We start from the raw sequence: 23,767 nt of genomic DNA, 5'->3' as shown, positions 1-23,767 counted from the left end.
CAGGAGGCGGTCGATGGTCGCGACGATCTATGACGTCGCCCGGGCGGCGGGGGTCTCACCATCAACGGTGAGCCGGTCCCTGTCCGTGCCGGACCTCGTCAATGCCGAGACCCGCCTGCGGGTCCAGCAGATCGCCGCGGAGCTCGGCTACCGGCCCAACCGGGCCGCCCGGGGGCTCATCACCGGCCGGACCGGCAACATCGGGCTGATCGTCACCGACCTGAGCAACCCGTTCTTCCCCGAGGTCGTCAAGGGCGTCCAGGGCAGGGCGCGGGAGTCCGACTACTCGGTCCTGCTCGCCGACACGGGGGAGGACCCGACCGTCGAGGTCGGGCTGATCCGGGCCCTGTGCAAGCAGGTCGACGGCATCGTGCTGTGCTCGTCGCGGATGAGCGAGACCGACCTGCGCGGCGTCACCGGCGACACGCTCACCGTCCTGCTCAACCGCAGGGTCAGCAAGGTCCCCGCGGTCACCATCGACAACGCCGACGGCATCCGCCAGGCCGTCGCCCACCTGCAGGCGCTCGGGCACCACCGGGTCGGCTACGTCGCCGGGCCGCGCACGTCCTGGTCCAACCGGGAGCGGCTGCGGGGCCTGCGGGCCGCCACCACGCCGGCCGGCCTCGATCTCGTCGAGGTCGGCGCGGTGGCACCGACGTTCGCCGGTGGCGTCGCCGCCGCGGACCTGGTGCTGTCCGCGGGCGTGACCGCGGTGATCGCCTACAACGACCTGATCGCGCTGGGGCTGCTCAACCGGTTCCGGGCGAAGAACGTCTCCGTCCCGGGCGACATCAGCGTGATCGGTGTCGACGACATCATGTTCTCCGAGATGGTCAGCCCGTCCCTGACCACCCTCGCGCAGCCCAAGGAGCAGCTCGGCCGGGTCGGTGTCGACCTGCTGCTGCAGCTGCTGCAGGACGCCGACCCGAGCGGCGCCGCGCGCCGCACCGTCACCTCGCAACTGGTCATCCGCAGCTCCACCGGAACGGCACCGCCAGCGCGCTGACGTGCCGCTCCGCTCCCATCTGCCGCCGCCACCCAGATGAACGGGGAGCACCCCCATTGGCCACCATCATCGAGCTCGCCGTCCACGACGTCCGCTTCCCGACCGCCGCCCAGGGTGACGGATCCGACGCCATCAACAAGGGGGACTACTCGGCGACGTACGTCGAGCTGCGCACCGACGCCGGGCTGACCGGCACCGGGCTGACCTTCACCAACGGCCGCGGCAACGAGATCACCTGCCTCGCCGTCACGGCACTGCGCCACCACGTCGTCGGGCGTTCGGTCGAGGAGATCTTCGCCGCGCCGGTGCAGTTCCTGCGCTCGCTCACCGCCGACGTGCAGTTGCGGTGGCTCGGCCCGGAGAAGGGCGTCATCCACATGGCGGCCGGGGCGATCGTCAACGCCGTGTGGGACCTGCGGGCGAAGCTCGCCGGGCTGCCGATGTGGGAGCTGCTGGCGACGCTACCGACCGAGGACCTGGTCGCCGCGATCGACTTCCGCCACATCAGCGACGCGCTGACCCCCGACGAGGCCCGCGACCTGCTGGACAAGGGGGCGACCGGGTCCGCCGAGCGGCTCGAGCGGCTCACGGCCGAGGGTTTCCCCGCGTACACCACGTCGGTGGGGTGGCTCGGCTACTCCGACGACAAGGTCCGGGAGCTGACCCGCAAGGCCGTCGCCGACGGGTGGACCGCGATGAAGATGAAGGTCGGCGGCCGCATCGAGGACGACGTGCGCCGGGCCCGGCTGATCCGCGCCGAGATCGGCCCCGACGCGCTGCTGATGATGGACGCCAACCAGGTCTGGGACGTCGACGAGGCGATCACCAACATGGCCGCGCTGTCGGCGGTCCGCCCGGCGTGGATCGAGGAGCCGACGCACGCCGACGACGTCCTCGGCCACGCCCGGATCGCCCGGGCGGTCGCGCCGATCCCGGTCGCCACCGGTGAGGTCGCCGCCAACCGGGTCATGTTCAAACAGCTGCTGCAGGCCGGTGCCATCGGCGTCTGCCAGGTCGACGCGTGCCGGGTCGCCGGCGTCAACGAGGTCCTCGCCGTGCTGCTGATGGCCGCCAAGTTCGGCGTGCCGGTCTGCCCGCACGCCGGCGGCGTCGGCCTCTGCGAATACGTCCAGCACCTGTCGATCTTCGACTACCTGCGGGTGTCCGGTTCCCTCGACGGCCGGATGGTCGAATACGTCGACCACCTGCACGAACACTTCACCGACCCGGTCACCGTCGTCGCCGGCCGCTACCGGCTGCCGACGAAACCGGGCTACAGCGTGACCCTGCAACCGGAATCCCTGCGCCGCTACACGTTCCCCGACGGTGCGGCGTGGCGCGACGTCCGCTGACCGAACACCCACGCCGGATCGGTCCGCTAACCTGATCCGGCTTCCAGACCTGGAGGACTGATGCGCCCAGCATCGACCAAACCACGAAGGCTGGCCCTCGCCGCCGCCGCCATGCTCGCCACGGTGACCGTGGTGCTGGTGGCGGTGAATGTACCGGCCGACGCCGCCGTCGGAACACCCATCAAGAGCGTCGCGTCGGGCCGCTGCCTCGACGTGGTCGGCCAGTCCCAGACGGACAAGGCCCTCGTCAACATCTACGACTGCAACGGCCAGGCGAACCAGGCATGGACCTTCACCACCGCCGGTGAGCTGCGCGTGTACGACGCGCCGAAGTGCCTGGACGTCGCCGGCAACGACACGACCGCACCCGCGACGGCGCAGATCTACACCTGCAACGGCGGGCAGAACCAGAAGTGGCGGATCAACACCGACGGCACCATCACGAGCGTCCAGTCGGGCCTGTGCCTGGACGTGACCGGTGCCGCCACCGCCAACAGCACCCCGGTCGCGCTGTGGACCTGCAACGGGCAGAGCAACCAGAAGTGGACGACCACCGCGGGTGACACGCAGCCGCCGACCGTGCCCGGCAACCCGCGGGTCAGCAACCTGGTGTGTGACGCGGTCACGTTCTCCTGGAACGCCTCGACCGACAACGTGGGTGTCGCGTTCTACGACGTGTTCCACGACGGGCAGCTGATGAAGTCCGTCACGACCCTGTCCACCGACCTGACCGTGGTCGCCGGCGTCACCTGGGGCCTGTACGTCAACGCCCGCGACGCCGCCGGCAACGTGTCCCAGGCCAGCACGACGGTGCAGATCACGCCGCCGCAGTGCCAGGCCGACACCACCCCGCCGACCGCCCCGACCGGGCTCACCGGATCCGCGTCCGGCACGACGGTCACCCTGCGCTGGACCGCCGCCACGGACAACATCCAGGTCCGCGCCTACGACATCTACCGCGACAACGCGAAGGTCGGCACGATCACCGGCACCGCGACCACGACCCCGGCGACCACGTTCATCGACAGCGCCCTGGCCGCGAACCGGACCTACGCGTATCAGGTCGTCGCCCGCGACGCGCAGGCCAACCAGTCGCCGCGCAGCAACACCGCCAACGTCACCACCGGCGCGGCGTGCGGCAGTTCCGTCTGCGCGGTCACCCAGATCGGCACCGACACCGACATCCCGTGGGGCCTGGTCACCCTGCCCGACGGCAACATCCTCTACACCCGCCGCGACGCGCACGACATCGTGCGGCTCAACCCTTCGACCGGCGCGAAGAACACCATCGGCACCGTGCCCAACGTGCAGAACACCGACGGTGAGGGCGGCCTGCTCGGCCTGGCGATCTCCAGCAACTACGCCAGCGACCACTGGCTGTACATCATGCACACCTCGCCGACCGACAACCGGATCGTGCGGATCAAGTACGAGAACGGTTCGCTGAACACGGGCAGCGAGCAGATCCTGCTGCAGGGCATCCTGCGCAACAAGTTCCACGACGGTGGCCGGCTGCGGTTCGGCCCGGACGGGAAGCTGTACGCCAGCACCGGTGACGCGCAGAACGGCGACAACGCCCAGAACATCAACAGCCTCAACGGCAAGGTGCTGCGGCTCAACACCGACGGCAGCGTGCCGGGCGACAACCCGTTCGGCAACTACGTGTGGAGCTACGGGCACCGCAACCCGCAGGGGCTCGCGTTCGACTCCCAGGGCCGGCTGTGGGAGCAGGAGTTCGGCAACGCCGTCATGGACGAGACGAACCTGATCACCAAGGGCGGCAACTACGGCTGGCCCGCCTGCGAGGGCACCAGCGGCACCTGCGGCACCGCCGGATACATCGCGCCGAAACGCACGTACCCGACCGCGGACGGCTCCTGCTCCGGCATCGCGATCGTGCGGGACGTGCTGTACATCGCCTGCGAACGCGGCACCCGCATGTACCGCGCCGTCATCTCCGGCACGTCGCTGACGAACGTGCAGGCGTACTTCAACGGCACCTACGGCCGGCTGCGCACCGTCGAACCCGCGCCGGACGGCGGGCTGTGGCTGACCACCAGCACCACCGGTGACAAGGACAGCATCCCCAACAACAGCAACGAGAAGCTCTTCCACGTCACCCTCGGCAACTGACGGGAGCGCCACCATGGACATCAACCGTCGCAAGGTGCTGGCGCTCGGCGCCGCCGGGGCCGGCCTGACCGCGCTCGGCGTGGTCCGGGCCCAGCCCGCCGGCGCCGCGCTCGCCGGGCCGGTGACCGAGACCGTGTACCTCACCGGCACCGACGCCGACAACACCGTCCCCTGGGACTTCCAGGTCACCGCAGGGCGCCGCAGCGGCGAGTGGAGCACCATCCCGACCCCGTCGAACTGGGAGTTCCACGGCTTCGGCAGCTACAACTACGGCGGCACCCTCGTGCCGGAGGAGAAGGGCAACTACCGGCACACGTTCACCCCGCCGGCCAGCTGGTCGGGGCGGCGGATCTTCGTGGTGTTCGAGGCCGCGATGACCGACGCGTCCGTGAAGGTCAACGGCACCTCCGCGGGGCCGACGCACCAGGGCGGCTTCTACCAGTTCCGCTACGACATCACCGGGCTGCTGCGGCTCGGCCAGTCGAACCTCCTCGAGGTGACCGTCAGCAAGGAGTCCTCGAACAACTCGATCAACGACGCCGAGCGCCGCGGCGACTTCTGGAACTTCGGCGGCCTCTTCCGGCCGGTGACGTTGCAGGCGTTCCCGGCGGCCCGGATCGACCGGGTCGCGGTCAACGCGAAGGCCGACGGCACGTTCACCGCCGACGTCGCCCTCGCCGGGGTGACCGCGGCCGGCCGGGTCACCGCACAGATCCGCAAGCTGGACGGCACCGCCGTCGGCGGCTCCTTCTCCGCGAGCGTCGCCAGCGGCGCGGCCACGGTGCGGGTGAGCACCACCGCCTCCCAGCCGGCGCTGTGGACCGCGGAGACGCCGAACCTCTACCAGGTCGAGCTCACCCTCGCCAACGGGTCCGGCACGGCGCTGCACAGCACGGCGACCCGGTTCGGGTTCCGCACGATCGAGGTCCGCACCGGCGACGGGATCTACGTCAACGGCAAGCGGATCGTGCTCAAGGGCGTCAACCGGCACACGTTCTGGCCGACCCTCGGCCGGGCGTCCAGCCCGCGGCTCGCCCGCCAGGCGATCGGGCTGATGAAGGACATGAACATGAACGCGGTCCGGATGTCGCACTACCCACCGGACACGTTCTTCCTCGACCTGTGCGACGAACTCGGCCTGTACGTCCTGGACGAGCTCACCGGCTGGCAGCGGCGCTACGACGAGAACGTCGGCGCGCCGCTGGTCGCGGCGATGGTGCGCCGGGACGTCAACCACCCGTCGATCCTGTTCTGGTGCAACGGCAACGAGGGCGGCTGGAACACCGCCCTGGACGACGACTACGCCCTCTACGACCCGCAGCAGCGCAAGGTCCTGCACCCGTGGACCACGTTCAGCGGGATCGACACAAGTCACTACCAGACCTACACCAGCACCGCGAACAAGGCCGCCGGCAACACCATCTTCATGCCGACGGAGTTCCTGCACGGCCTGTACGACGGCGGCGTCGGCGCCGGGCTCAACGACTACTGGAAGGTCATGAACGGCGCCCAGCGCTCCGCCGGCGGGTTCATCTGGGCGTTCGCCGACGAGTCCGTGGCCCGCGACGACCGGGGCGGCGCCATCGACACGTTCGGCAACCGCGCCCCCGACGGGATCCTCGGCCCGTACCTGGAGAAGGAGGCGAGCTTCGCCACCGTCCGGGACATCTGGTCACCGATCCAGCTCAACAGCCCCGACTACTACGCCAACACGTTCCCGTCCGCGTTCGACGGCACCACGAAGATCCAGAACCGGTACACCTTCACCAACGTCAACCAGCTGCGCTTCACCTGGCAGCTGGTGAAGTTCCCGAACCCCGGGGCGGGCACCGGGCACACCGTCACCGCCGAACGCACCTTCACCGGCCCCGACGTCGCCCCCGGCGGCACCGGCTCGCTGGTCCTCGGGCTGCCGGCGGACTGGGCGGGGAACGACGCCCTCGGGATCACCGCCACCGACCCGACCGGGCGCGTCATCACCGGCTGGCTGTGGCGGATCAAGAAGGCCGCCGACTACCGCAGCCGCATCGTCGTGCCCGGGTCGGGGTCGGTCACCGCGACGGAGAACTCGACCGGGGTCACCATGGCCGCCGGTACCCTCCGGATCACCATCGGCAAGTCCAACGGCCGGCTGACCGCGGTCAGCCGCGACGGCACGGCGGTGTCCCTGACCAACGGCCCGGCCCTGTCGGTGGGCACCGGCACCTTCACCGGCCTCAGTCACTTCAAGGACGGCAGCGGCTGGGTCGTGCAGGCCAACTACACCGGCGACCTGACCTCGGTGCGGTGGCGGTTGGACAGCAGCGGCTGGCTGCAGATGGAGTACCGCTACCACCGCACCGGCAACCACGACTACCTCGGCGTCAACCTCGACTATCCCGAGTCGAAGGTGCGCAGCGTGACCTGGCTCGGCGACGGCCCCTACCGGGTCTGGAAGAACCGGCTGCGCGGGGTCACCCCGGACGTGTGGACCAAGCAGTACAACAACACCGCCACCGGGGCGAGCGGCTTCCAGTACCCGGAGTTCAAGGGCTACCACGCCCGCACCTGCTGGGCCCGGCTCGGCACCACCGAGGGCAACATCACCATGGTCGCCGCCGAGGAGGGACTGTTCCTGCGGCTGTTCACGCCCGCCGTCGGACCGGACCCGCAGACCGCCACCGCGCCGTTCCCCGGCGGCAACATCTCCTTCCTCGACGGGATCGCGCCGATCGGCAACAAGTTCCACGGCGCCGCGTCCGTCGGCCCGGAGAGCCAGCCGAACGTCGCCGCCGGCGACTACCACCGCAGCGTCTACTTCCTCTTCTCCGCCTGACCGCAGCGTTTTCGCTGCACCGAAGCCCCGTCCCGGGCGTGCGCCGCCACGCCCGGGACGGCATCAACGCTCCATCCGGGCGGTCCGCCAACCGTCCGGCGGCACCCTGACGGAAGGCTCCAACCATGCGAAGCACCATGAGAAGGCTCGGCGTCGCCGGGCTCGGGCTCGCCCTCACCGCCGCCATGACACTGGCCGGCACGGCCGCCGCGCACGCCGAGTCCAACGGCGGCGTGCGGGTCATGCCCCTCGGCGACTCCATCACCGACGGCGCCAACGTCCCGGGCGGATACCGGATCGGCCTGTGGCAGCGGCTCGCCAACGCGGGCATCGCCACGGACTTCGTCGGCTCCGGCTTCAACGGCCCGGCGTCGCTGGGCGACCACGACCACGAGGGCCACTCCGGCTGGCGGATCGACGACCTCGACCGCAACATCGTCGGCTGGATCCAGGCCGCGAACCCGCGCACCGTCCTGCTGCACATCGGCACCAACGACATCGGCCAGAACTACGACGTGCCCAACGCCCCGGCCCGGCTGTCCGCGCTCATCGACAAGATCCGGACCAACGCGCCGCAGGCGCACATCTTCGTCGCCCAGATCACCCCGCTGGCCAACACCGCCAACGAGGCGAAGGTGAACACCTTCAACGCCGCGATCCCCGGGATCGTGGCGCAGAAGGGGCCGCTGACGCACCTGGTCGACATGCACACCGGGTTCACCGTCGCCGGCGACATCGCCGACGGCATCCACCCCAACGCCGCCGGCTACGACAAGATGGCGGCCCGCTGGTTCGCCGCGCTGCAGGCCGCGTCGGGCAGCCTCAGCTCCCTGACCACCCCGCCGACCGGCAGCGCCTCGCTGCTGTCCAACCCGCAGTCGAAGCGCTGCCTGGACGTGTACGGCGCCAGCACCGACCCGGGCAGCCAGAGCATCATCTGGGACTGCCACGCCGGCGCCAACCAGCGCTGGACCCGCACCGCCGCGGGGGAGCTGCGCGTCTACGGCGACCGCTGCCTCGACGTCAACGCCAACGGCACCGCGAACGGCACGAAGATCACGATCTGGACGTGCAACGGCGGCGCGAACCAGCGGTTCACGTTCAACACCAACGGCTCCATCACCGGCGTCGGCTCCGGCAAGTGCGTCGACGTCAACGGCAACGGCACCGCGAACGGCACCGTCGTGCAGCTGTGGGAGTGCAACGGCACCGGCGCCCAGACCTGGTCGGCCCGCTGACCCGCTGACCCGAACAGGCCCCCGTCAGTGCCGGTGCACCGCGTCGGCGTGGCGGGGGTCCCCGGGGTGCTCGTAGCCCGGCTCGAGGCGGACCAGGGCCGCGCACCGCTCCTCGAGCCACCCGGCGAACCGCCGCTCCGCGTCCTCGGCGCCGAGCCGGGCCGCGAGAGCGTCGCGCTCCACGGCGTAGTCCTGCGGGTGCCGGTCCCGGTTGCGACGGAAGTAGTCCCGGGTCTCGGTCTCGTCCGCCGGCACCGGCGGCGCGACGCGGTCCCGCAGCACCCGGGCGACGGGGTGTGCGGCGATCACGGCCGCGACGACCCCGCCGGTGCGCAACGCGTCGGCGAGGCGCACCGGCCGCGGCTCGCCGTCGGCGGTCAACCCCAGCAGGGCGGCCTCGTGCTCGACGACCCCCTCGACGGTGAGCACCTGCACCAGCCACCGGCGTAGGTTGCGGCCCTCGGCCGTGGCCGGGTGGGGGAGCCGGGCCGCGTACGGGCCGCGGCGCAGCGCGTCGAGCCGCTCGTCGACCGCGGCGACGGCGATCGGCCGACCCGCGACCCAGGCGGCAACCTCGGTCATGCGCCCTCCGCTGCGCTCCGGACCGGTCATGCCGTCACCGCGACGGTGATCGGCTCGGTGTAGTGCAGCTCGCCGGCGTGCGCGATCCTGCACAGCGCCCACCACCGGCCCGGACCGTGGCCCGCGGGGACCCGCACCGGCAGCCGGAGCGTGCTCCGGCCTCCGGCGGGCAGCTCCACCAGCGCCGCCGGTGCGGGGAACAGGTCCCACGTGTGCCAGGGGCTGATCAGCTGCACCTCGACCGAGATCGGCCCGGCCGCGTCGGTGGCGAGGTTGAGCGCGATCTCGGTCTCCTGGCCCGGTCGCAGCACCAGCTCCGACGGGTCGCTCCAGACGGCGGTCACGATCTCCGGGCCGTCGGCGCCGACGAGGAGCCGGGCGACGTCCTCGACGCCGCGCTCGGTGCGGGCCCGCAGCCAGTGCACGCCGGATCCGGGCCGGTCCGGCGGACGGACGACGACCTCGTGGCGGGTGTGGCCGCCGGGTGCCAGGTCATACGGGAACGCCGAGGGCGAAGCGTTCCAGCCGGGCGGCACCACCAGCTCGACGGCGCCGAGCGCCCGGTCCGCGGTCAGGTCCGACGCCACCGTCACCGTCACCGCGACCGGCCCGTCCACGACGGACACCGGCGGGTCGAGGTGCACCGTGACCGGCAGGTTCCCGGTCGGCGCGGGCCCGGTGTTGTGCAGCCAGTACTTCGCGTACGCGGGCTCCGCCGGTGCCACGGCCGCGGCGATCGGGCCGACCCGGACGGCGGCCTGCGCGATGTCGGCGCCGCCGAGGGACAGCAGCACCTCGCCGTCCCGCACGGGCAGCGCGTCGCCAGGGGCTTCGAGAAGGTTCGTGGCCGTCGCGCCGGTCGCCGGTGTCCACAGCCGCAGCCGCACGTCGGTGGGGCGCCCCGCGGCCTCGTACAGCCGGACCGTGACGCTGTCCACGGCGGTGGCGGCGGCACCCGACGCGAGGGGGTTGCCGGTCGGCTTGAGCGCCGCCACGACCACGTCACCGTCGGACTCCACCGTCACGTAACCGCCCGATGCGGCGGCGGCGCCGTCCGTGACGCGGGCGTGCAGCGGGTGGTTCACCTCGTGGCCGTGCCGGACCAGGCCGGTGGCGCGCCAGTCGCCGGCGCCGGCGACGAGCGCCGCGTCGAAGGTGTGCGTCCAGTGCTGCTGCTGGAACGTCGAGCCGTCCGGGGCGGTGCGCCGCGGCGGGTCGATCCACACCCCGGACGGCCAGCCGGTGCAGGAGCGCAGCAGCGACAGGTGCAGGGCGCCGGTCGTGTCGACGGCGAAGCCCGGCACGCCCCGGTTGACCAGCGCCACGGTCCGGTCGTCGAGGTCCGGGTCGGGCAGGCCGGTGAGCGGCTGGGTCACCGGCACGACCCCGGTGGCCAGGTCCGCGCACAGCGCCTCGACGTCGTCGACGACGACGAGCACGGGCAGGTCCAGCACGCCGGTCAGGTCGGCGTTGGGCAGCCACACGCCCGTCAGTGCCTTCGCGGCCGGGACCAGCACGCGGGCCCGGCCGTCCGCGGCGAGCTGCCGGTCGACCTCGTCGGCGTAGCCGGGGCCGGCGGCGGCGAGAACAGCGGCCGTGAACGCGGTCCGGCCGACGCTGATCCGCACGTCGGGCAGGTTCGAGTCGACGGCGAGCCGGCCGTAGCGGGGACCGTCCGGCCGGGAGGTGGTGGCCGTGACGCCGCGACGGACGAGGGCGACGGCGAGGTCCCGGACGCCCGCCCGGTCGGCGTCCTCGGCGATGATCTCGGCGATGCCGAACGCGCGGGTGTGCCGCCGGGTCCCGGCGAGGTCGTGCACGTCGACGCGGGCGGTGCTGGAGACCGCGAACCAGTGCTGCGCCGGGTTGTCGAGGGTCCACGGCGCCTGCTCGGCGTCCACGTCGATGAGGCCGAACCCGCGGCCGACGACGGCGTTGCCGACCTCGCTGACCGGCAGCCCACCGGCGACCGCGGCCGGCCAGCACAGCCGGACCAGGTGGTCCTCGCCGGTGAAGTCGTCGACCCTGGTGGTCAGCTCGAGCCGGTCGCCGCCGTGCCAGAGCGTCAGGGTCTGGGTGTGGCGCAGCGGGCCGGTCCCGCCGGTGACGGTGATCCGCTCGCCGAGCGGGCTGTGCTCGACCCGGACGCTGCCGGCGGGCCCGCGGGCCGAGCCGTGCGTCGCCGGCCCCTTCGGCAGCAGGTGCCAGGGGCCCTCGTGGAAGCGCGGGTGGGCCGGGTACTCGTCGTAGACCAGCAGCTCGTTGCCGACCCGGCCGGGCTGCAACAGCTCGCGGCCGGTGCGCAGGTCGACGAGGCTGGACACGCAGCCGCCGCGGGCCGGGTCGACGGTCACCCGGTAGACCTCGTTCTCGATGACCGGCGTCCCGCCGACCTCGCTCCAGCCCGCGGCGGCGCCGGCTTCGGTCAGCGGCCAGGCGCGGTAGCCCAGCGCCGGGACGTCGGCGGCGCGGAACACGACGTCGGCGGCGGCGACGGTGCCGTCGGCATGCCGCCGGACGTGTTCCAGCAGCGTCGGCCGGTCGCCGACCGAAACACCTGCGGTGCCGGGCTCGCCGAACTCGACACGGACCCGCACGAGGTCGGTGCGCGGCCACGCCGACGGGTTGAACACGACGACCCGCCGGCCCGGCCCGCCCCCATCCTCCGGGCCGAGCCGGCGCAGCGCCCCGTCGAGCACCGACGCGGCCAGGTCGTGTGCCTCCCGCCAGCCCGCGAGGAGGTCCAGGTACACCTGGTCGGACTCGCTGCCGGTGATGGCGTCGTGGTGCGCGCCGTAGACCAGCTGCCGCCACGCCTTGTCGACCGCCTCGTGCGGGAACCCGGCGCCGTGCGCGGCCGCCACCGTCGCGAACAGCTCCGCGTCCACCAGCAGCGCCTCGACGTGCCGCTGCGCCTGCTTGGTGTCGATGAACGACACGTCCTTGCCGGTGTAGACCGGGTTCATGTCCCGGGTCTGCGGGCTCGGCGTTCGCCCCTCGCGGTCCAGCTGGGACCGGACCGCGGCGAAGAACTCGCTCGGCAGCCCGCACACGAAGCGCGGCGAGGTGTACCTGGCGTTCCAGTCCCGCTGGATCCGCGTCACCCACTTCGCCGGCGGCGTGTAGTCGGTGCCGACGGGCAGCAGCACGTTGCGGGTCGCGGCGACCTGCTTCAGCAGCAGGAACAGCTCATACACGTGCTGCTCGGCGCCGGCCAGGGTCGGCTGGGCGTCGATGTGCCAGCCGGCCGAGTAGTGCGCCGGCATGTAGTGCGTCAGCACCCCACGCCCCGACGGGGAGATCCATTCGAACTCGGAGCTGAACTGCATCGTGGCCGGGTCACCCCAGCCGTCGCGGGGCTCATGCGTCCACAGCATCGGCCCCCACTGGTGGAACGGTCCCCGGGCCCACGACGAGGAGTCCAGCCCGGCGTCGGCGACCAGGCCGGGGAACTGCGGGTCGTGCCCGAAGACGTCGAGCTGCCAGGCGGTGCGGGGGTCGCCGCCGACGATGTCGCGCTGGAAGCCGATGCCGTGCACCAGGTTGCGGATCGTCGACTCGGCCGAGGTGAGGTTGGTGCTCGGCTCGTTGTAGGTGCCGCCCATGAGTTCGAGCCGGCCCTCGTCCAGCAGGGTCCGCAGGTACCGCCGGTCCTCCGGGTGGCTGTCCCAGTAGGGCTTGAGGTAGTCGAGCTCGGCGAGTACGAACTTGTAGTCGGGGTCCCGCCGGGCCGTCTCCAGGTGCAGCCGGACCAGGTCGAAGCCGGTGTGCTGGAACCCGGCCCGGAACTCGGTGCCCAGGCGGCCCGCACGGTCCCACATCGCCGTGTAGGCCGCCTGGGTGTTCCACCAGACCGGGTCGTAGTGGAAGTGCGACACCATCCACACCGTCCACCCCGGCTCGGCCACGACGAGGGTCGCGTCCGCGCTGTGCCCGTCGCCGGTCGTGACCTGGATCGGCACCTCGGTGCCCGGCGGCGCCGTACACTCGACGCCGACCTCCACCACAGGTCCACTGTGGACATCCGCGTGGCCCCGGACGCCGTCGCCGGTGATGTCCATCCTTCCCGGCCAGTCCGCGACCTCGACGCGGACGACCTGCAGCGGGCCGGTGACGAACAGTTCGGTGCCGGTGACGGCGAGGATGCGCATGCAGCAGGACCTTTCAGCCTTTGACCGCGCCGGTCAGGCTGAACGCCCCACCGAGCACTTTGGACAGTGCGGAGTACAGCAGGATCACCGGCGCGGTGTAGAGGATCGAGAACGCGGCGAGCTGGCCGTAGGCCACCTGCCCGTACTGCGAGAAGAACGTGTAGATGGTCACCGACGCCGGCTGCTTCTCGGGGCTGAGCAGCAGGATGAACGGGACGAAGAAGTTGCCCCACTGCAGGACGAACGTGAAGATCAGCACGACGGTGAGGCCCGGGACCATCAGCGGCAGCACGATGCGCCGCAGCGACTGGAACCAGCCGGCGCCGTCGGTCCAGGCCGCCTCCTCGAGGCTGACCGGGACGCTGTCCATGAAGTTCTTCATCATCCACACCGCGAACGGCAGTGACGACGCGGCCATGAACGCGATCGTCGCCGGCACCGAGTCGATGAGGTTGAACCGGCTGTACATGGCGTAGACCGGCACCATGACGGCGGTGATCGGCAGGCCGGTGGCGAACAGGATGACGAAGAGGAACGACCGGCCGAAGCTGGTCCGGTACCGCGACAGCGGGTACGCGGCGAATACGGCGACGAGGACCGTCAGCAGGGCGGTGCCGCCGGAGATGACGAACGAGTTCCACATCGGGATGAACACGGTGTCGGCGTCGAGGATGTCGGTGAAGTTGGCGGCGGAGACCTCCCAGGTGATGTCGGCGTTCAGGGCCGCGCCGGGCTGCACGGAGGCGATCAGCAGCCACCCGAACGGCAGCAGGAACGCCACCGCCACCACGGCGAGGGCCAGGTAGACCGGCAACCGCCTGATCATCCGTCCTCCAGCTTGATCAGTCGCAGGTAGATCAACGAGAACAGGCCCCCGATGAGCAGCAGCACCAGGGCCATCGCGGTGCCGTAGCCGAGTTGGTAGAACTTGAACGACTGCTGGTACATGTACAACGGCGTGGTCTGGCTGGCGTTGCCCGGTCCGCCCCCGGTCATCACGTAGATGAGCCCGAACGCGGCCAGGGTCTGCAGCGTGATGAGCATCAGGTTGCTCACGATCGAGCGGCGGATCATCGGCAGCGTGATGTGCCGCAGCCGCTGCCACGCCGACGCGCCGTCGACCTGCGCGGCCTCCACCAGCTCCGGCGGCACGTCGGACAGCGCCGCGGAGTAGACGAGCATGGAGAAGGCGGTGCCGCGCCAGACGTTGGCCAGGATGACGGCCAGCATCGGCGTGGTGTAGAGCCAGTTCTGCTGGACGCCGAAGTGCTGCAGGAGCTGGTTGAGCGTGCCCGTGCGGTACAGGAAGGCATACCAGCAGAAGCCGGCGACGGTCTCCGGCACCGCCCAGGCGGCGATGATCAGGCCGGTGACGACGGTCCGGGACGCCCGGCCGCGACCGCGCAGGAGCAGCGCGATCAGCAGGCCGAGCGTGTTCTGCCCGATGACCGCCGAGCCGACGACGAACACGAGGGTGAGCAGCAGCGAGTGCAGGAACGCCGGATCCTGCGCCATCCGGGTGAAGTTGTCGGCCCCGACGAAGTCGACGCTCACGGACCCGGTCAACGCCATGTCGGTGAAGGCGGTGTAGACGCTCCACAGCATCGGCCCCGCGAAGAAGACCAGGAGCAGCGCCACGGCGGGCAGCAGTGGGGTGAACCGGCGCAACATCGGCGCTACTTGACCTTGTCTGGTCCGACGACCTGCTTGAGCTGGTTGCCGAACGCCGTGACGGCCTGCTGCGGGCTCTGCTGGCCGGTCATGACGGCCTCCATCGCGACCTGGATCGCATTGGAGACCTGCGGGTAGTCCGCGTACGCGGGCCGGAAGTGGGTGACGGTCACCAGGTCGGTGAAGAACTTCAGGGTCGGGTTGGCCGCCAGGTAGGCCGGGTCGGCGGCGACGTCGGCGCGTTCGGCGATCTGGCTCGCGGCGATGTCGTAGGCGAGGGTGTTGTCCTTGTTCAGCGCCAGGCTGACGAAGTCGAACGCGGCCTGCTTGTCCTTGCTCTTCGACCCGACCGACAGCACCCAGCCACCGGACATGCTGGTCCTTCCCGGCGCCTGGCCCTTCTGGGTCGGCATCGCGGCCAGGCCGAGCACGGTGTTCCACTGTGGCCACGGCTTGGAGCCGGTGGGCAGCCAGGTGCCGCTCTGCCAGGAGCCGTCCAGCGCGATGGCCAGCTTGCCCCCGGGCAGCAGCTCGGTGCTCAACCGGCTGCCGAAGTTGGGGTCGAGCGCGTCCTGCGGGGTCGGGGCGAGGCCCTCGCCGTAGATGGTCTTGATGAAGCCGAGCGAGTCGAGCATGCCGGGGCTGGAGCCGATCCACTTCTTGGCCGCGTCGTCATACAGGGTGTCCTGGGTGCCGTACAGCAGCATCTCCAGGCCCTGCATCGTGGCGGCCTCGCCGGCGGCCTTGCCCGAGTAGACGTTGAGCGGGATGACGCCGGGCAGCTTGGCCTTGAGGGTGCGGGCCGTGGCGAGGATGTCGTCCCAGGTCTTCGGCTCCCACGGCACGGTGATGCCGGCCTGGGCGAAGAGGTCCTTGTTGTACCAGAGCGCGCGGGTGTCGGTGCCCATCGGCACGCCGTAGGTCTTGCCGTCCAGGGCCTTCGCGGCGGTCTTGGAGGCGTCGGTGAACTGGCTCCAGTCCGGCCACTTGGCGAGGTGGTCGTCGATCGGGGCGAGGAAGCCCGCGGCGATGTCGGTGTTGACGAGGAACGTGTCCTCGTACATGACGTCGGGTGCGGTGTTCGCCGACCGGTTCATCAGCGACAGCTTGGTGTAGTAGTCGTTCTCCGCGGCCTCGATCGGGACCAGCTTCACGGTGGAGCCGGGGTGGGCCGCCTCGTACTGGGACTTGACCTTCTTCATCTGGTCGTCCATCTGCGTGAACGCACCGAACTTCTGGTAGGCGACGGTGACGGTCTTGCCGCCGTCCCCGGTGCTGGAGTCGCACGCCGCGGCGGCGGGGAGGATCAGGACGGACAGGGCTGTAAACGTGACGATGCGTCGCATCGCTGCTCCCGAGGGTCGTGGCGGAACCGGTGACGGAGCTGTATGAGAACGTAATCAGAGAACGTAATCAGATAATCTGGGTCGGTCAATCCCTGAGGAGGTCCGGTGACGTCGAGGCGACCCACCATGCGTGACGTGGCAGTGCTGGCCGGGGTGAGCCCCGCGACGGTTTCGAGGGTGGTCAACGACGAGCGGTACATCCGCCCGGAGACGCGCTACGCCGTCGAACGCGCGATCACCGAGCTCGGCTTCCACCGCAACGAGCTCGCCCGCGGCTTACGCCCGGGTCAGACCACCGAGACGGTCGCGTTACTCATCGAGGACCCGGCTAACCCGTTCTGGTCCGGGGTCACCCGCGGGGCCGAGGAGACCGCCCGGCGGCACCAGCACATGCTGGTCGTCGGCAGCACCGGGCAGCGCTTCGAGCAGGAGCGCGACCTGCTGCGCGACCTGGTCCGCCGGCGGGTCGACGGGCTGCTGGTCACCCCGACCGCGCACGACCACGTCGACCTGCACGCGGAGCTGGCCCGCTGGGCGCCGATGGTCTTCATCGACCGGGTGCCGCAGGGCGTGCCGGCCGACTCGGTGGTGCTGGACAACTACGGCGGCGCGCGTGAGGCGGTCGCGCACCTGACCGCGCAGGGGCGCCGCCGGATCGGCTACATCGGCGGCGACCCGGCCGTGTTCACCGGCGCCGACCGGCTCGCCGGCTACCGGCGGGCGGTCGAGGACGCCGGCCTCGGCTACGACCCGGTGCTGGTCAGCCTCGACAACCACACCGTCGAGGCGGCCCGCGCCGCGGCGACGGCACTGCTGGACGGCCCGGCCGCCGCCGACGCGATCTTCGCCGACAACAACCGGATCTGCGTCGGGGTGCTGCACGCCGTCGCGGGGCGCGACGAGGTCGGCGTCGCCGGCTTCGACGACCTTGAGCTGGTCGACCTGCTGCCGCGGCCGGTCCCGCTGGTCACCTACGACACGGTCGAGCTCGGCCGGCGCGCGGCGGAGCTGCTGTTCGGCCGGATCGCCGGCGAGACCGGGCCGACCACGCAGGTGCTGCTGCCGACCAGGCTCGTGCTGCGGGGTGGTCGCGGACGGTGACCATGCCGTTGTCAGGCGGCAACCGATTGCGGTCACTTTCCTGACAACGTTGACATCCGTACAGTGTTGCCCTTCTATGGGTGTTGTCGCAGTTGTTCGATCTGGTCCGCCAACCACATCGAACCGTGCCGGCGCCCGCGCCCACCCTTGCGCCCGCGTCGCCCTTCAGGTTGGCCTCCTCCCGATCGTTCCGCCAAACATCGAGGGAGAACACGCCCATGCACCACCACGCCCCCCGCAGCCGGATACCCCGCAGCATCGCCGTCCTCGCCGCCGCCGCGCTCGCGATGACGGCCGCCTCCGTCGTCGCCGCGGCGCCCGCCAGCGCGGCCACGACCACCGTCGCCATCAACGGCGGCATCGTCGGGCGCACGTTCGACGGTGTCGGCGCGATCAGCGGCGGCGGAGGCAACTCCCGCCTGCTGATCGACTACCCCGAGCCGCAGCGCTCCCAGATCCTGGACTACCTGTTCAAGCCCAACTACGGCGCCGCGGTGCAGCTGCTGAAGCTGGAGATCGGCGGTGACGCCAACTCCACCGACGGGTCCGAGCCGTCGCACCAGCACGTGCGCGGCGACGTCAACTGCAACGCCGGCTACGAATTCTGGCTCGGCGAGCAGGCCGTGGCCCGCAACCCGAACATCAAGCTCGTCGCGCTGCCGTGGACCGCACCCGGCTGGATCGGCGGCGGCAACTTCTGGTCCCAGGACATGATCGACTACGACATCTCGTGGCTGAACTGCGCCAAGGGCCATGGGTTGAACATCAGCTACCTCGGCGGCTGGAACGAACGCGGCCACGACAGCACCTGGTACAAGAACCTGCGGTCGGCGCTGAACAGCCGCGGGTTCGCCGGCGTGCAGATCGTCGGCGACGACAGCGGCTGGAGCATGGCCGACGAGTTCGGCGACACGACGCTGAAGAACGCCGTCGGCGTGCTGGGCAACCACTACGTGTGCGGCTACCTGTCCCAGGCGGACTCGTGCAGCACCACTTCCAACGCCCGGAACAGCGGCAAACCGTTGTGGGCCAGCGAGTTCGGCTCGCAGGACGACAACTCGGGGGTCGTGCCCTACATCCGCACGGTCAACCGGGGCTACCTCGACGCCGAGATCTCCGGCTACATGAACTGGCCGCTCATCGCCGCGATCACGCCGAACCTGCCGTACTCGACGGTCGGGCTGATGGACGCGGGTTCACCGTGGTCCGGCGCGTACCGGGTCGGCAAGAACCTGTGGGCCAACGCGCACTACGCCCAGTTCACCCAGCCCGGCTGGAAGTACCTCAACAGCTCCGCCAGTGGATACCTCGGCGGCAACCGCGCCAACGGCAGCTACGTGTCGCTGAAGTCGCCGAACAACAGCGACTACTCCACGATCTACGAGACCAGCGGCACCACCTCGACGCAGACCGTCAACGTCACCGTGTCCGGCGGGCTGAGCACCGGCACCGTGCGGGTGTGGTCGACCGACATGGGCTCGTCCAACCCGTCGTCGTACTTCGTGCGGCAGGCCGACATCCAGCCGAACAACGGCTCCTACACCCTCACCATGCAGCCGAACCGCATCTACACCCTGACCACCACGTCCGGCCAGGGCAAGGGCACCGCATCGAGCCCGGGTTCGTCCTCGCTGGGGCTGCCCTACAACGACAACTTCGACGGCTACGCCGTGCGGAAGTCGCCGCGCTACTTCGAGGACATGCAGGGCTCATACGAGACCCGCGCGTGCGCCGCCGGCCGCTCCGGCACGTGCCTGCAGCAGGTCGCGCCGCAGCGGCCGATCAACTGGCAGGATGACAGCGACGCCTACACCCTCGTCGGCGACCCGTCGTGGAACAACTACACCGTCAGCCTGGACGTCAACATGCAACAGGCCGGCACCGTCACCCTGCTCGGCCGGGCCAACACCCAGCTGCGCCCGCAGAACCGGCAGGCCGCCTACCAGCTGCGGGTCACCAACACCGGCGGCTGGTCGATCGTGCGGCACGGCACCGACAACTCCAACACCACCCTCGCGTCCGGCAGCCGGGCCGCGCTGGGCCTCAACACCTGGCACAACCTGAAGCTCGGCTTCTCCGGCACCCAGATCACCGCTGTTGCCGATGGGGTCACCCTCGGCACCGCCAACGACGGCGCGTTCGGCGGCGGCATGGCCGGCGTCGGTGTCGTCGGCTACCAGACCAACCAGTTCGATAACCTCAGCATCACGCCGAACGCCGGCCCGGTCCTCAGCGTCCTGCGCGGCGCCGAGTCCGGCCGCTGCGTCGACGTCCCCGGCGCCAGCCAGACCAACACCACGCAGGTCGCGTTGTGGGACTGCAACGGCGGGGTGAACCAGCAGTGGGTGGCCACGGGTTCCCGGCAGCTGCAGGTGTACGGCAGCAAGTGCCTCGACGTGAGCGGCGGCAGCACCGCCGACGGCGCGGCGGTCATCATCTACGACTGCACCGGCGGCGCCAACCAGCAGTGGACGGTCAACGCGGACGGCTCCGTGGTCAGCGTCGCCTCCGGCAAGTGCCTCGACGCCACCGCGCACGGCACCGCCAACGGCACCCTGCTGGAGATCTGGACCTGCAACGGCGGCGCCAACCAGCGCTGGTCGCGGACCTGAGAGGAGTTCCTTGATGCGAAAGATACTGATCGTTGTGCTCACGCTCGGCCTTTTCCTGGCCGGGTCAGCGGGCGTCGCATCGGCGGCGACGCCGGCCTCCAACAGCGTCGGCGTCCTGATGCAGTCCTACAACGCCAACACCGGCCGGATCGGCAGCGACTGGTGGACCAGCGCCGTGTCGCTGAGCACCGTGATGACCTATCGCCAGGCGACCGGCGACACCCAGTACGACTACGCCATCGCCGGCGCCTACGCTCGCAATGCCGACTTCACCAACGAGTACATCGACGACACCGGCTGGTGGGCGCTCGTCTGGATCCAGGCCTACGACATCACCGGCAACCGCGCCTACCTCACCACCGCCGAGAACCTCGTCAAGTACATGCACAACTACTGGGACGGCACCTGCGGCGGCGGCGTCTACTGGAAGACCGACCGCCAGTACAAGGCGTCGATCGCCAACGAGCTGTTCCTCGCCGCGGCCGCCGGCCTGCACAACCGCATCGCCGGCGACACCACCTACCTCGGCTGGGCCTCGGCCGAATGGAACTGGCTGCGCGGCAACGGCGTGATCAGCAACAACCTGGTCCGCGACGGGATCACCATCCCCAGCTGCGGCTACAGCACCGCGGTGTACACGTACAACCAGGGCGTCGTGCTGCAGGGTCTGATCGAGCTCAACCGCGCCACCGGCGACGCGTCGCTGCTGACCACGGCCCGCTCGATCGCCACCGCCGGCGTCGCCCGCTTCAACCGCAACAACGTCCTCTACGAGGGCTGCGAGCCGAACTGCTCCGGCGACGGCCAGGCGTTCAAGGGCATCTTCATCCGCTACCTGCGCGCCCTGGCCACTGCCGTGGGGACGACCCAGTACGACGGCTTCATCACCACCACCGCCAACTCGATCCTGGCCAACAACACCAACAGCGCCGGGCAGCAGGGCAACTCCTTCGTCGGGCCGTTCGCCCTCTGGAGCCCCACCACCCAGGCCGCCTCGGCGGCGGCGCTCATCGCCGCACTCGGCAGCGTGTCCCAACCGCCGAGCAGCGTCCTTCGTGGCGCCGAGTCCGGGCGCTGCGTCGACGTCCCCGGCTCCAGCCAGACGAACAGCACCCGGGTCGCGCTGTGGGACTGCAACGGCGGGACGAACCAACGCTGGGTGGCCACGGCTTCCCGGCAGCTCCAGGTGTACGGCAGCAAGTGCCTCGACGTGAGCGGCGGCAGCACCGCCAACGGCGCGGCGGTCATCATCTACGACTGCCACGCGGGCACGAACCAGCAGTGGACCGTCAACGCTGACGGCACCGTGGTCAGCGCCGCCTCCGGCAAGTGCCTCGACGCCACCGCGCACGGCACCGCCAACGGCACCCTCCTCGCGATCTGGACCTGCAACGGCGGCGCCAACCAGCGCTGGTCGCGCAGCTGACCTTCGCCACGGCCCGTCCCGCTCCGGCGGGACGGGCCTCCTCGAAGTGCGCAACCTCGAAGTGCGCAACCTCGAAGTGCGCAACCTCGAAGTGCGCAACGAGAGAGACGACATCGAGCTGCACGGATCAATAGAGTGCGACTCATGGCTGGTGCAGGCACGGCGGTGGTGATCGGCGCGAGCATGGGCGGGCTGCTGACCGTCCGGGTGCTCAGCGCGCATTTCGCTCAGGTGATCGTGGTGGACCGCGACGAGCTGCCGGTCACGCCCACACATCGCCGGTGCGTGCCGCAGGGCCGCCAACTCCACGTGCTGCTGTCGCGCGGGCGGGAAGCCCTGGAGGAACTGTTCCCGGGTCTCGGCGCGCAGCTGAGCGACGCCGGGGCGCCGATGGTCGACCTGCACGGACAGGTGCACTGGTGCAACGACGGCTACCCGATGCGGCGGGCGCCGTCCGACCTCATCGCGGTCGGGGTCAGCCGGCCGCTGCTCGAGCACACCGTCCGGGAGCGGGTCGCGGCGCTGCCCGCGGTGCGGATGATCACCGGCGCCGACGTCGTCTCGTTGCTCACCGGCGACGGCGCCGTTCTGGGCGTGCGGATCTGCCCGCTCGGCGACCTCGAGCAGCCCTACGACATCACGGCGGATCTCGTCGTGGACGCCGGCGGCCGGGCCTCACGAAGCCCGCGGTGGCTGGCGCAGCTCGGCTTTCCTGTGCCGCGCGAGGACCAGGTCCGGGTCGACGTCACCTATGTCACCCGCGTGTACCAACGGGATCCATCGCACCTCGACGGCATGCTGGGTGCGCTGACCAACGCGGTCCCCGGCGCGCCGCGGGCCGGGATCGCCGCGGCGCTGGAGGACGACCGGGTCGCGGTCGCGCTGAGCGGCATGCTCGGCGAGCAACCGCCGACGGACGACGCGGGTATGGCAGCCTTCGCCGACTCGCTGTCCGCACCGCACATCGCGACGATCGTCCGGGCTGCCCGGCCGGTCAGCGACGCCGCGACGATGCGGTTCCCGGCCAGTGTCCGGCGCCGGTACGAACGGTTGCGCCGGTTCCCGTCGGGATACCTGGTCGTGGCCGACGCGCTGTGCAGCTTCAACCCGATCTACGGTCAGGGCATGACGGTCGCGTCCCTGCAGGCGCTGCTGCTGCGCCGGCTGCTCGCCTCGCGAAAGGGGCTTCGCACAGGGCTCGCGCGAACCTTCTTCCGGGACGCCGCAAGGATCATCGACGCGCCATGGTCCATCGCGGTCGGGACAGACTTGCGGTTCCGCGAGGTCCCGGGGCGCCGCACCGCCCGGGTCCGGGTGACCAACGCGTTCGTCCACCGGCTGCACGCCGCCGCGACCCGGGACGCCACGCTCGGCGCCGCGTTCCTGCGCGTGGTGAACCTCGTGCGGCCACCGGCGTCGCTGCTGACGCCGGGCACGCTGCTGCGGGTGCTCCGCGGTTCCCTGCGCCGGCCCCGCCCGGCCGCCGCCGTCCCGCAGAGCGCCGCGTGACCTACTCGGTGCCGCCACAGCGCTGGCAGTTGGCCCGCACCGCGCTGCGCGACAGCAGCGACCGGTTCAGGTCCCTGCTCACCGACGGGCGCGCCGGCAGCGCGATGGCGACCGCCGACTGGACCGTCGCCGACTCGGCCGCGCACGTGCTGGGCATCGCGATGATGTACGTGTCCCTGGTGGAGCACGGCACGGCTTCCCTGGACGTGCCGGACCTGGAGGCGGCCCTGGACACCGTCAACGTGGACACGGTGGCCGACCTCAACGCTCATGTGCTCTCGCACTACGCCGAGCGTGCTCCGGACCGGCTGTCGGCGCTGCTCGGCGAGTCCGTCGACCGGATCCTGGCCGCGACGGGGTCCATGCGGCCGGAGGCTCCGTTGCGGTGGCTCGGCGACTCGCGGGTGCCCGTCGCCGGAGTCGTCGCCCACCTGGTCAACGAGCTCCTGGTGCACGGCTGGGACATGGCCCGCGCGCTGGGCCGGCCGTGGTGGATGCCGGATGAGCACGCCGCCCTGTACTGGGAGCTGTTCTTCGTCGGCATGCTGCACCACGACTACGGCACGCTGCTGAACACGTCGCTGCCGATGCCCCGCCGGCCGATCGCGGTGCGGTTCCGCTCGGCGTACACACCTTCCTCGACGGTCGTCCTCGGCGACAAGCGGGTATGGCTCGCGCCCCCTCAGGATCCGTTCGACGTCCGGGTGACGTTTCGACCCGCCGGTTTCAACCTCATGCTGTTCGGCCGCATCGGCACGGTGAGGGCAGCGCTGCGCCGGGACGTCGTCGTCGGCGGGCGCCGTCCGTGGCGGCTGCCGGCGTTTC

15 protein-coding genes are annotated in these 23,767 nt (G+C 70.9%); 10 read left to right on the top strand and 5 right to left on the bottom strand.

The features are described 5' to 3' along the window. Positions 1-13 precede the first annotated feature (13 nt). From Dsi01nite_RS29730 to Dsi01nite_RS29710, 5 genes are all read left to right on the top strand, one after another. Positions 14-1,006 carry a LacI family DNA-binding transcriptional regulator gene (locus tag Dsi01nite_RS29730; RefSeq protein WP_203849604.1) on the top strand — a complete coding sequence of 331 codons (993 nt, stop codon included), beginning with the start codon at positions 14-16 and terminating at the stop codon, positions 1,004-1,006. Positions 1,007-1,062: 56 nt separating this feature from the next. After that, positions 1,063-2,358: an enolase C-terminal domain-like protein gene (locus Dsi01nite_RS29725; RefSeq protein WP_203849603.1), complete on the top strand. Its 1,296-nt coding sequence runs from the start codon at positions 1,063-1,065 to the stop codon at positions 2,356-2,358. A gap of 60 nt (positions 2,359-2,418) precedes the next feature. Then, the gene (locus Dsi01nite_RS29720; protein WP_203849602.1) at positions 2,419-4,491 is read left to right on the top strand and encodes a PQQ-dependent sugar dehydrogenase; all 2,073 of its coding nucleotides are present in this window, start codon (positions 2,419-2,421) and stop codon (positions 4,489-4,491) included. 13 nt (positions 4,492-4,504) lie between these two features. Then, positions 4,505-7,306: a glycoside hydrolase family 2 protein gene (locus Dsi01nite_RS29715; protein WP_203849601.1), complete on the top strand. Its 2,802-nt coding sequence runs from the start codon at positions 4,505-4,507 to the stop codon at positions 7,304-7,306. Between the two features lie 125 nt (positions 7,307-7,431). Beyond that, a complete protein-coding gene (locus tag Dsi01nite_RS29710) occupies positions 7,432-8,544 on the top strand; it encodes an RICIN domain-containing protein (RefSeq protein ID WP_203849600.1) in 1,113 nt (370 codons plus the stop codon). A gap of 24 nt (positions 8,545-8,568) precedes the next feature. Here the strand turns inward: Dsi01nite_RS29710 and Dsi01nite_RS29705 are convergent, their stop codons facing one another. Genes Dsi01nite_RS29705 through Dsi01nite_RS29685 form a run of 5 tightly spaced genes read right to left on the bottom strand, consistent with a single transcriptional unit; the run spans position 8,569 to position 16,294 of the window. Next, complete coding sequence (locus Dsi01nite_RS29705) at positions 8,569-9,126, bottom strand: DUF7158 domain-containing protein (RefSeq protein ID WP_203849599.1); 558 nt, start codon at positions 9,124-9,126, stop codon at positions 8,569-8,571. Positions 9,127-9,152: 26 nt separating this feature from the next. After that, entirely contained in the window at positions 9,153-13,277 is a 4,125-nt protein-coding gene (locus Dsi01nite_RS29700) for a glycoside hydrolase family 38 N-terminal domain-containing protein (protein WP_203849598.1), read from the bottom strand. 13 nt (positions 13,278-13,290) lie between these two features. Further along, positions 13,291-14,103, bottom strand: coding sequence for a carbohydrate ABC transporter permease (locus tag Dsi01nite_RS29695; RefSeq protein WP_203849597.1), 813 nt, complete (start codon positions 14,101-14,103; stop codon positions 13,291-13,293). Continuing rightward, positions 14,100-14,948 carry a carbohydrate ABC transporter permease gene (locus Dsi01nite_RS29690; RefSeq protein WP_203849596.1) on the bottom strand — a complete coding sequence of 283 codons (849 nt, stop codon included), beginning with the start codon at positions 14,946-14,948 and terminating at the stop codon, positions 14,100-14,102. The genes Dsi01nite_RS29695 and Dsi01nite_RS29690 overlap by 4 nt, the downstream gene beginning before the upstream one ends. A 5-nt stretch (positions 14,949-14,953) precedes the next feature. Then, positions 14,954-16,294, bottom strand: coding sequence for an extracellular solute-binding protein (locus Dsi01nite_RS29685; protein WP_203849595.1), 1,341 nt, complete (start codon positions 16,292-16,294; stop codon positions 14,954-14,956). A 126-nt stretch (positions 16,295-16,420) separates the two neighbouring features. On the opposite strand from Dsi01nite_RS29685, the gene Dsi01nite_RS29680 reads away from it, so the two are divergent. The 5 genes from Dsi01nite_RS29680 to Dsi01nite_RS29660 all read left to right on the top strand — a co-directional run. Then, positions 16,421-17,395 (top strand): LacI family DNA-binding transcriptional regulator, encoded by a 975-nt coding sequence (locus tag Dsi01nite_RS29680; RefSeq protein WP_203849594.1) that lies wholly within the window; start codon positions 16,421-16,423, stop codon positions 17,393-17,395. Positions 17,396-17,613: 218 nt separating this feature from the next. Then, positions 17,614-20,007: a ricin-type beta-trefoil lectin domain protein gene (locus Dsi01nite_RS29675; protein ID WP_203849593.1), complete on the top strand. Its 2,394-nt coding sequence runs from the start codon at positions 17,614-17,616 to the stop codon at positions 20,005-20,007. A gap of 13 nt (positions 20,008-20,020) precedes the next feature. After that, on the top strand, positions 20,021-21,433 hold the full coding sequence (locus Dsi01nite_RS57580; RefSeq protein WP_239136277.1) for a glycoside hydrolase family 76 protein: 1,413 nt from the start codon (positions 20,021-20,023) through the stop codon (positions 21,431-21,433). Between the two features lie 144 nt (positions 21,434-21,577). Further along, positions 21,578-22,942: an FAD-dependent oxidoreductase gene (locus tag Dsi01nite_RS29665; protein ID WP_203849592.1), complete on the top strand. Its 1,365-nt coding sequence runs from the start codon at positions 21,578-21,580 to the stop codon at positions 22,940-22,942. Continuing rightward, positions 22,939-23,767 (top strand): maleylpyruvate isomerase family mycothiol-dependent enzyme (locus tag Dsi01nite_RS29660; protein WP_203849591.1); only part of this gene is annotated, 829 nt, incomplete at its 3' end. The genes Dsi01nite_RS29665 and Dsi01nite_RS29660, both read left to right, overlap by 4 nt.

Origin of the sequence: Dactylosporangium siamense, assembly GCF_016862795.1 — a bacterium.
Classification (GTDB): Bacteria; Actinomycetota; Actinomycetes; order Mycobacteriales; family Micromonosporaceae; genus Dactylosporangium; species Dactylosporangium siamense.
Note: the sequence above shows the minus strand (reverse complement) of the source record. Positions and strands in the feature narration are given on the sequence as shown.

What these genes read in the sequence shown, in the direction of transcription:
- Dsi01nite_RS29730 (WP_203849604.1), top strand. Translation starts at nt 14, where the DNA reads ATGGTCGCGACGATCTATGACGTCGCCCGGGCGGCGGGGGTCTCACCA.
- Dsi01nite_RS29720 (WP_203849602.1), top strand. Translation starts at nt 2,419, where the DNA reads ATGCGCCCAGCATCGACCAAACCACGAAGGCTGGCCCTCGCCGCCGCC.
- Dsi01nite_RS29715 (WP_203849601.1), top strand. Translation starts at nt 4,505, where the DNA reads ATGGACATCAACCGTCGCAAGGTGCTGGCGCTCGGCGCCGCCGGGGCC.
- Dsi01nite_RS29710 (WP_203849600.1), top strand. Translation starts at nt 7,432, where the DNA reads ATGCGAAGCACCATGAGAAGGCTCGGCGTCGCCGGGCTCGGGCTCGCC.
- Dsi01nite_RS29705 (WP_203849599.1), bottom strand. Translation starts at nt 9,126, where the DNA reads ATGACCGAGGTTGCCGCCTGGGTCGCGGGTCGGCCGATCGCCGTCGCC.
- Dsi01nite_RS29700 (WP_203849598.1), bottom strand. Translation starts at nt 13,277, where the DNA reads ATGCGCATCCTCGCCGTCACCGGCACCGAACTGTTCGTCACCGGCCCG.
- Dsi01nite_RS29695 (WP_203849597.1), bottom strand. Translation starts at nt 14,103, where the DNA reads ATGATCAGGCGGTTGCCGGTCTACCTGGCCCTCGCCGTGGTGGCGGTG.
- Dsi01nite_RS29690 (WP_203849596.1), bottom strand. Translation starts at nt 14,948, where the DNA reads ATGTTGCGCCGGTTCACCCCACTGCTGCCCGCCGTGGCGCTGCTCCTG.
- Dsi01nite_RS29685 (WP_203849595.1), bottom strand. Translation starts at nt 16,294, where the DNA reads ATGCGACGCATCGTCACGTTTACAGCCCTGTCCGTCCTGATCCTCCCC.
- Dsi01nite_RS29680 (WP_203849594.1), top strand. Translation starts at nt 16,421, where the DNA reads ATGCGTGACGTGGCAGTGCTGGCCGGGGTGAGCCCCGCGACGGTTTCG.
- Dsi01nite_RS29675 (WP_203849593.1), top strand. Translation starts at nt 17,614, where the DNA reads ATGCACCACCACGCCCCCCGCAGCCGGATACCCCGCAGCATCGCCGTC.
- Dsi01nite_RS57580 (WP_239136277.1), top strand. Translation starts at nt 20,021, where the DNA reads ATGCGAAAGATACTGATCGTTGTGCTCACGCTCGGCCTTTTCCTGGCC.
- Dsi01nite_RS29665 (WP_203849592.1), top strand. Translation starts at nt 21,578, where the DNA reads ATGGCTGGTGCAGGCACGGCGGTGGTGATCGGCGCGAGCATGGGCGGG.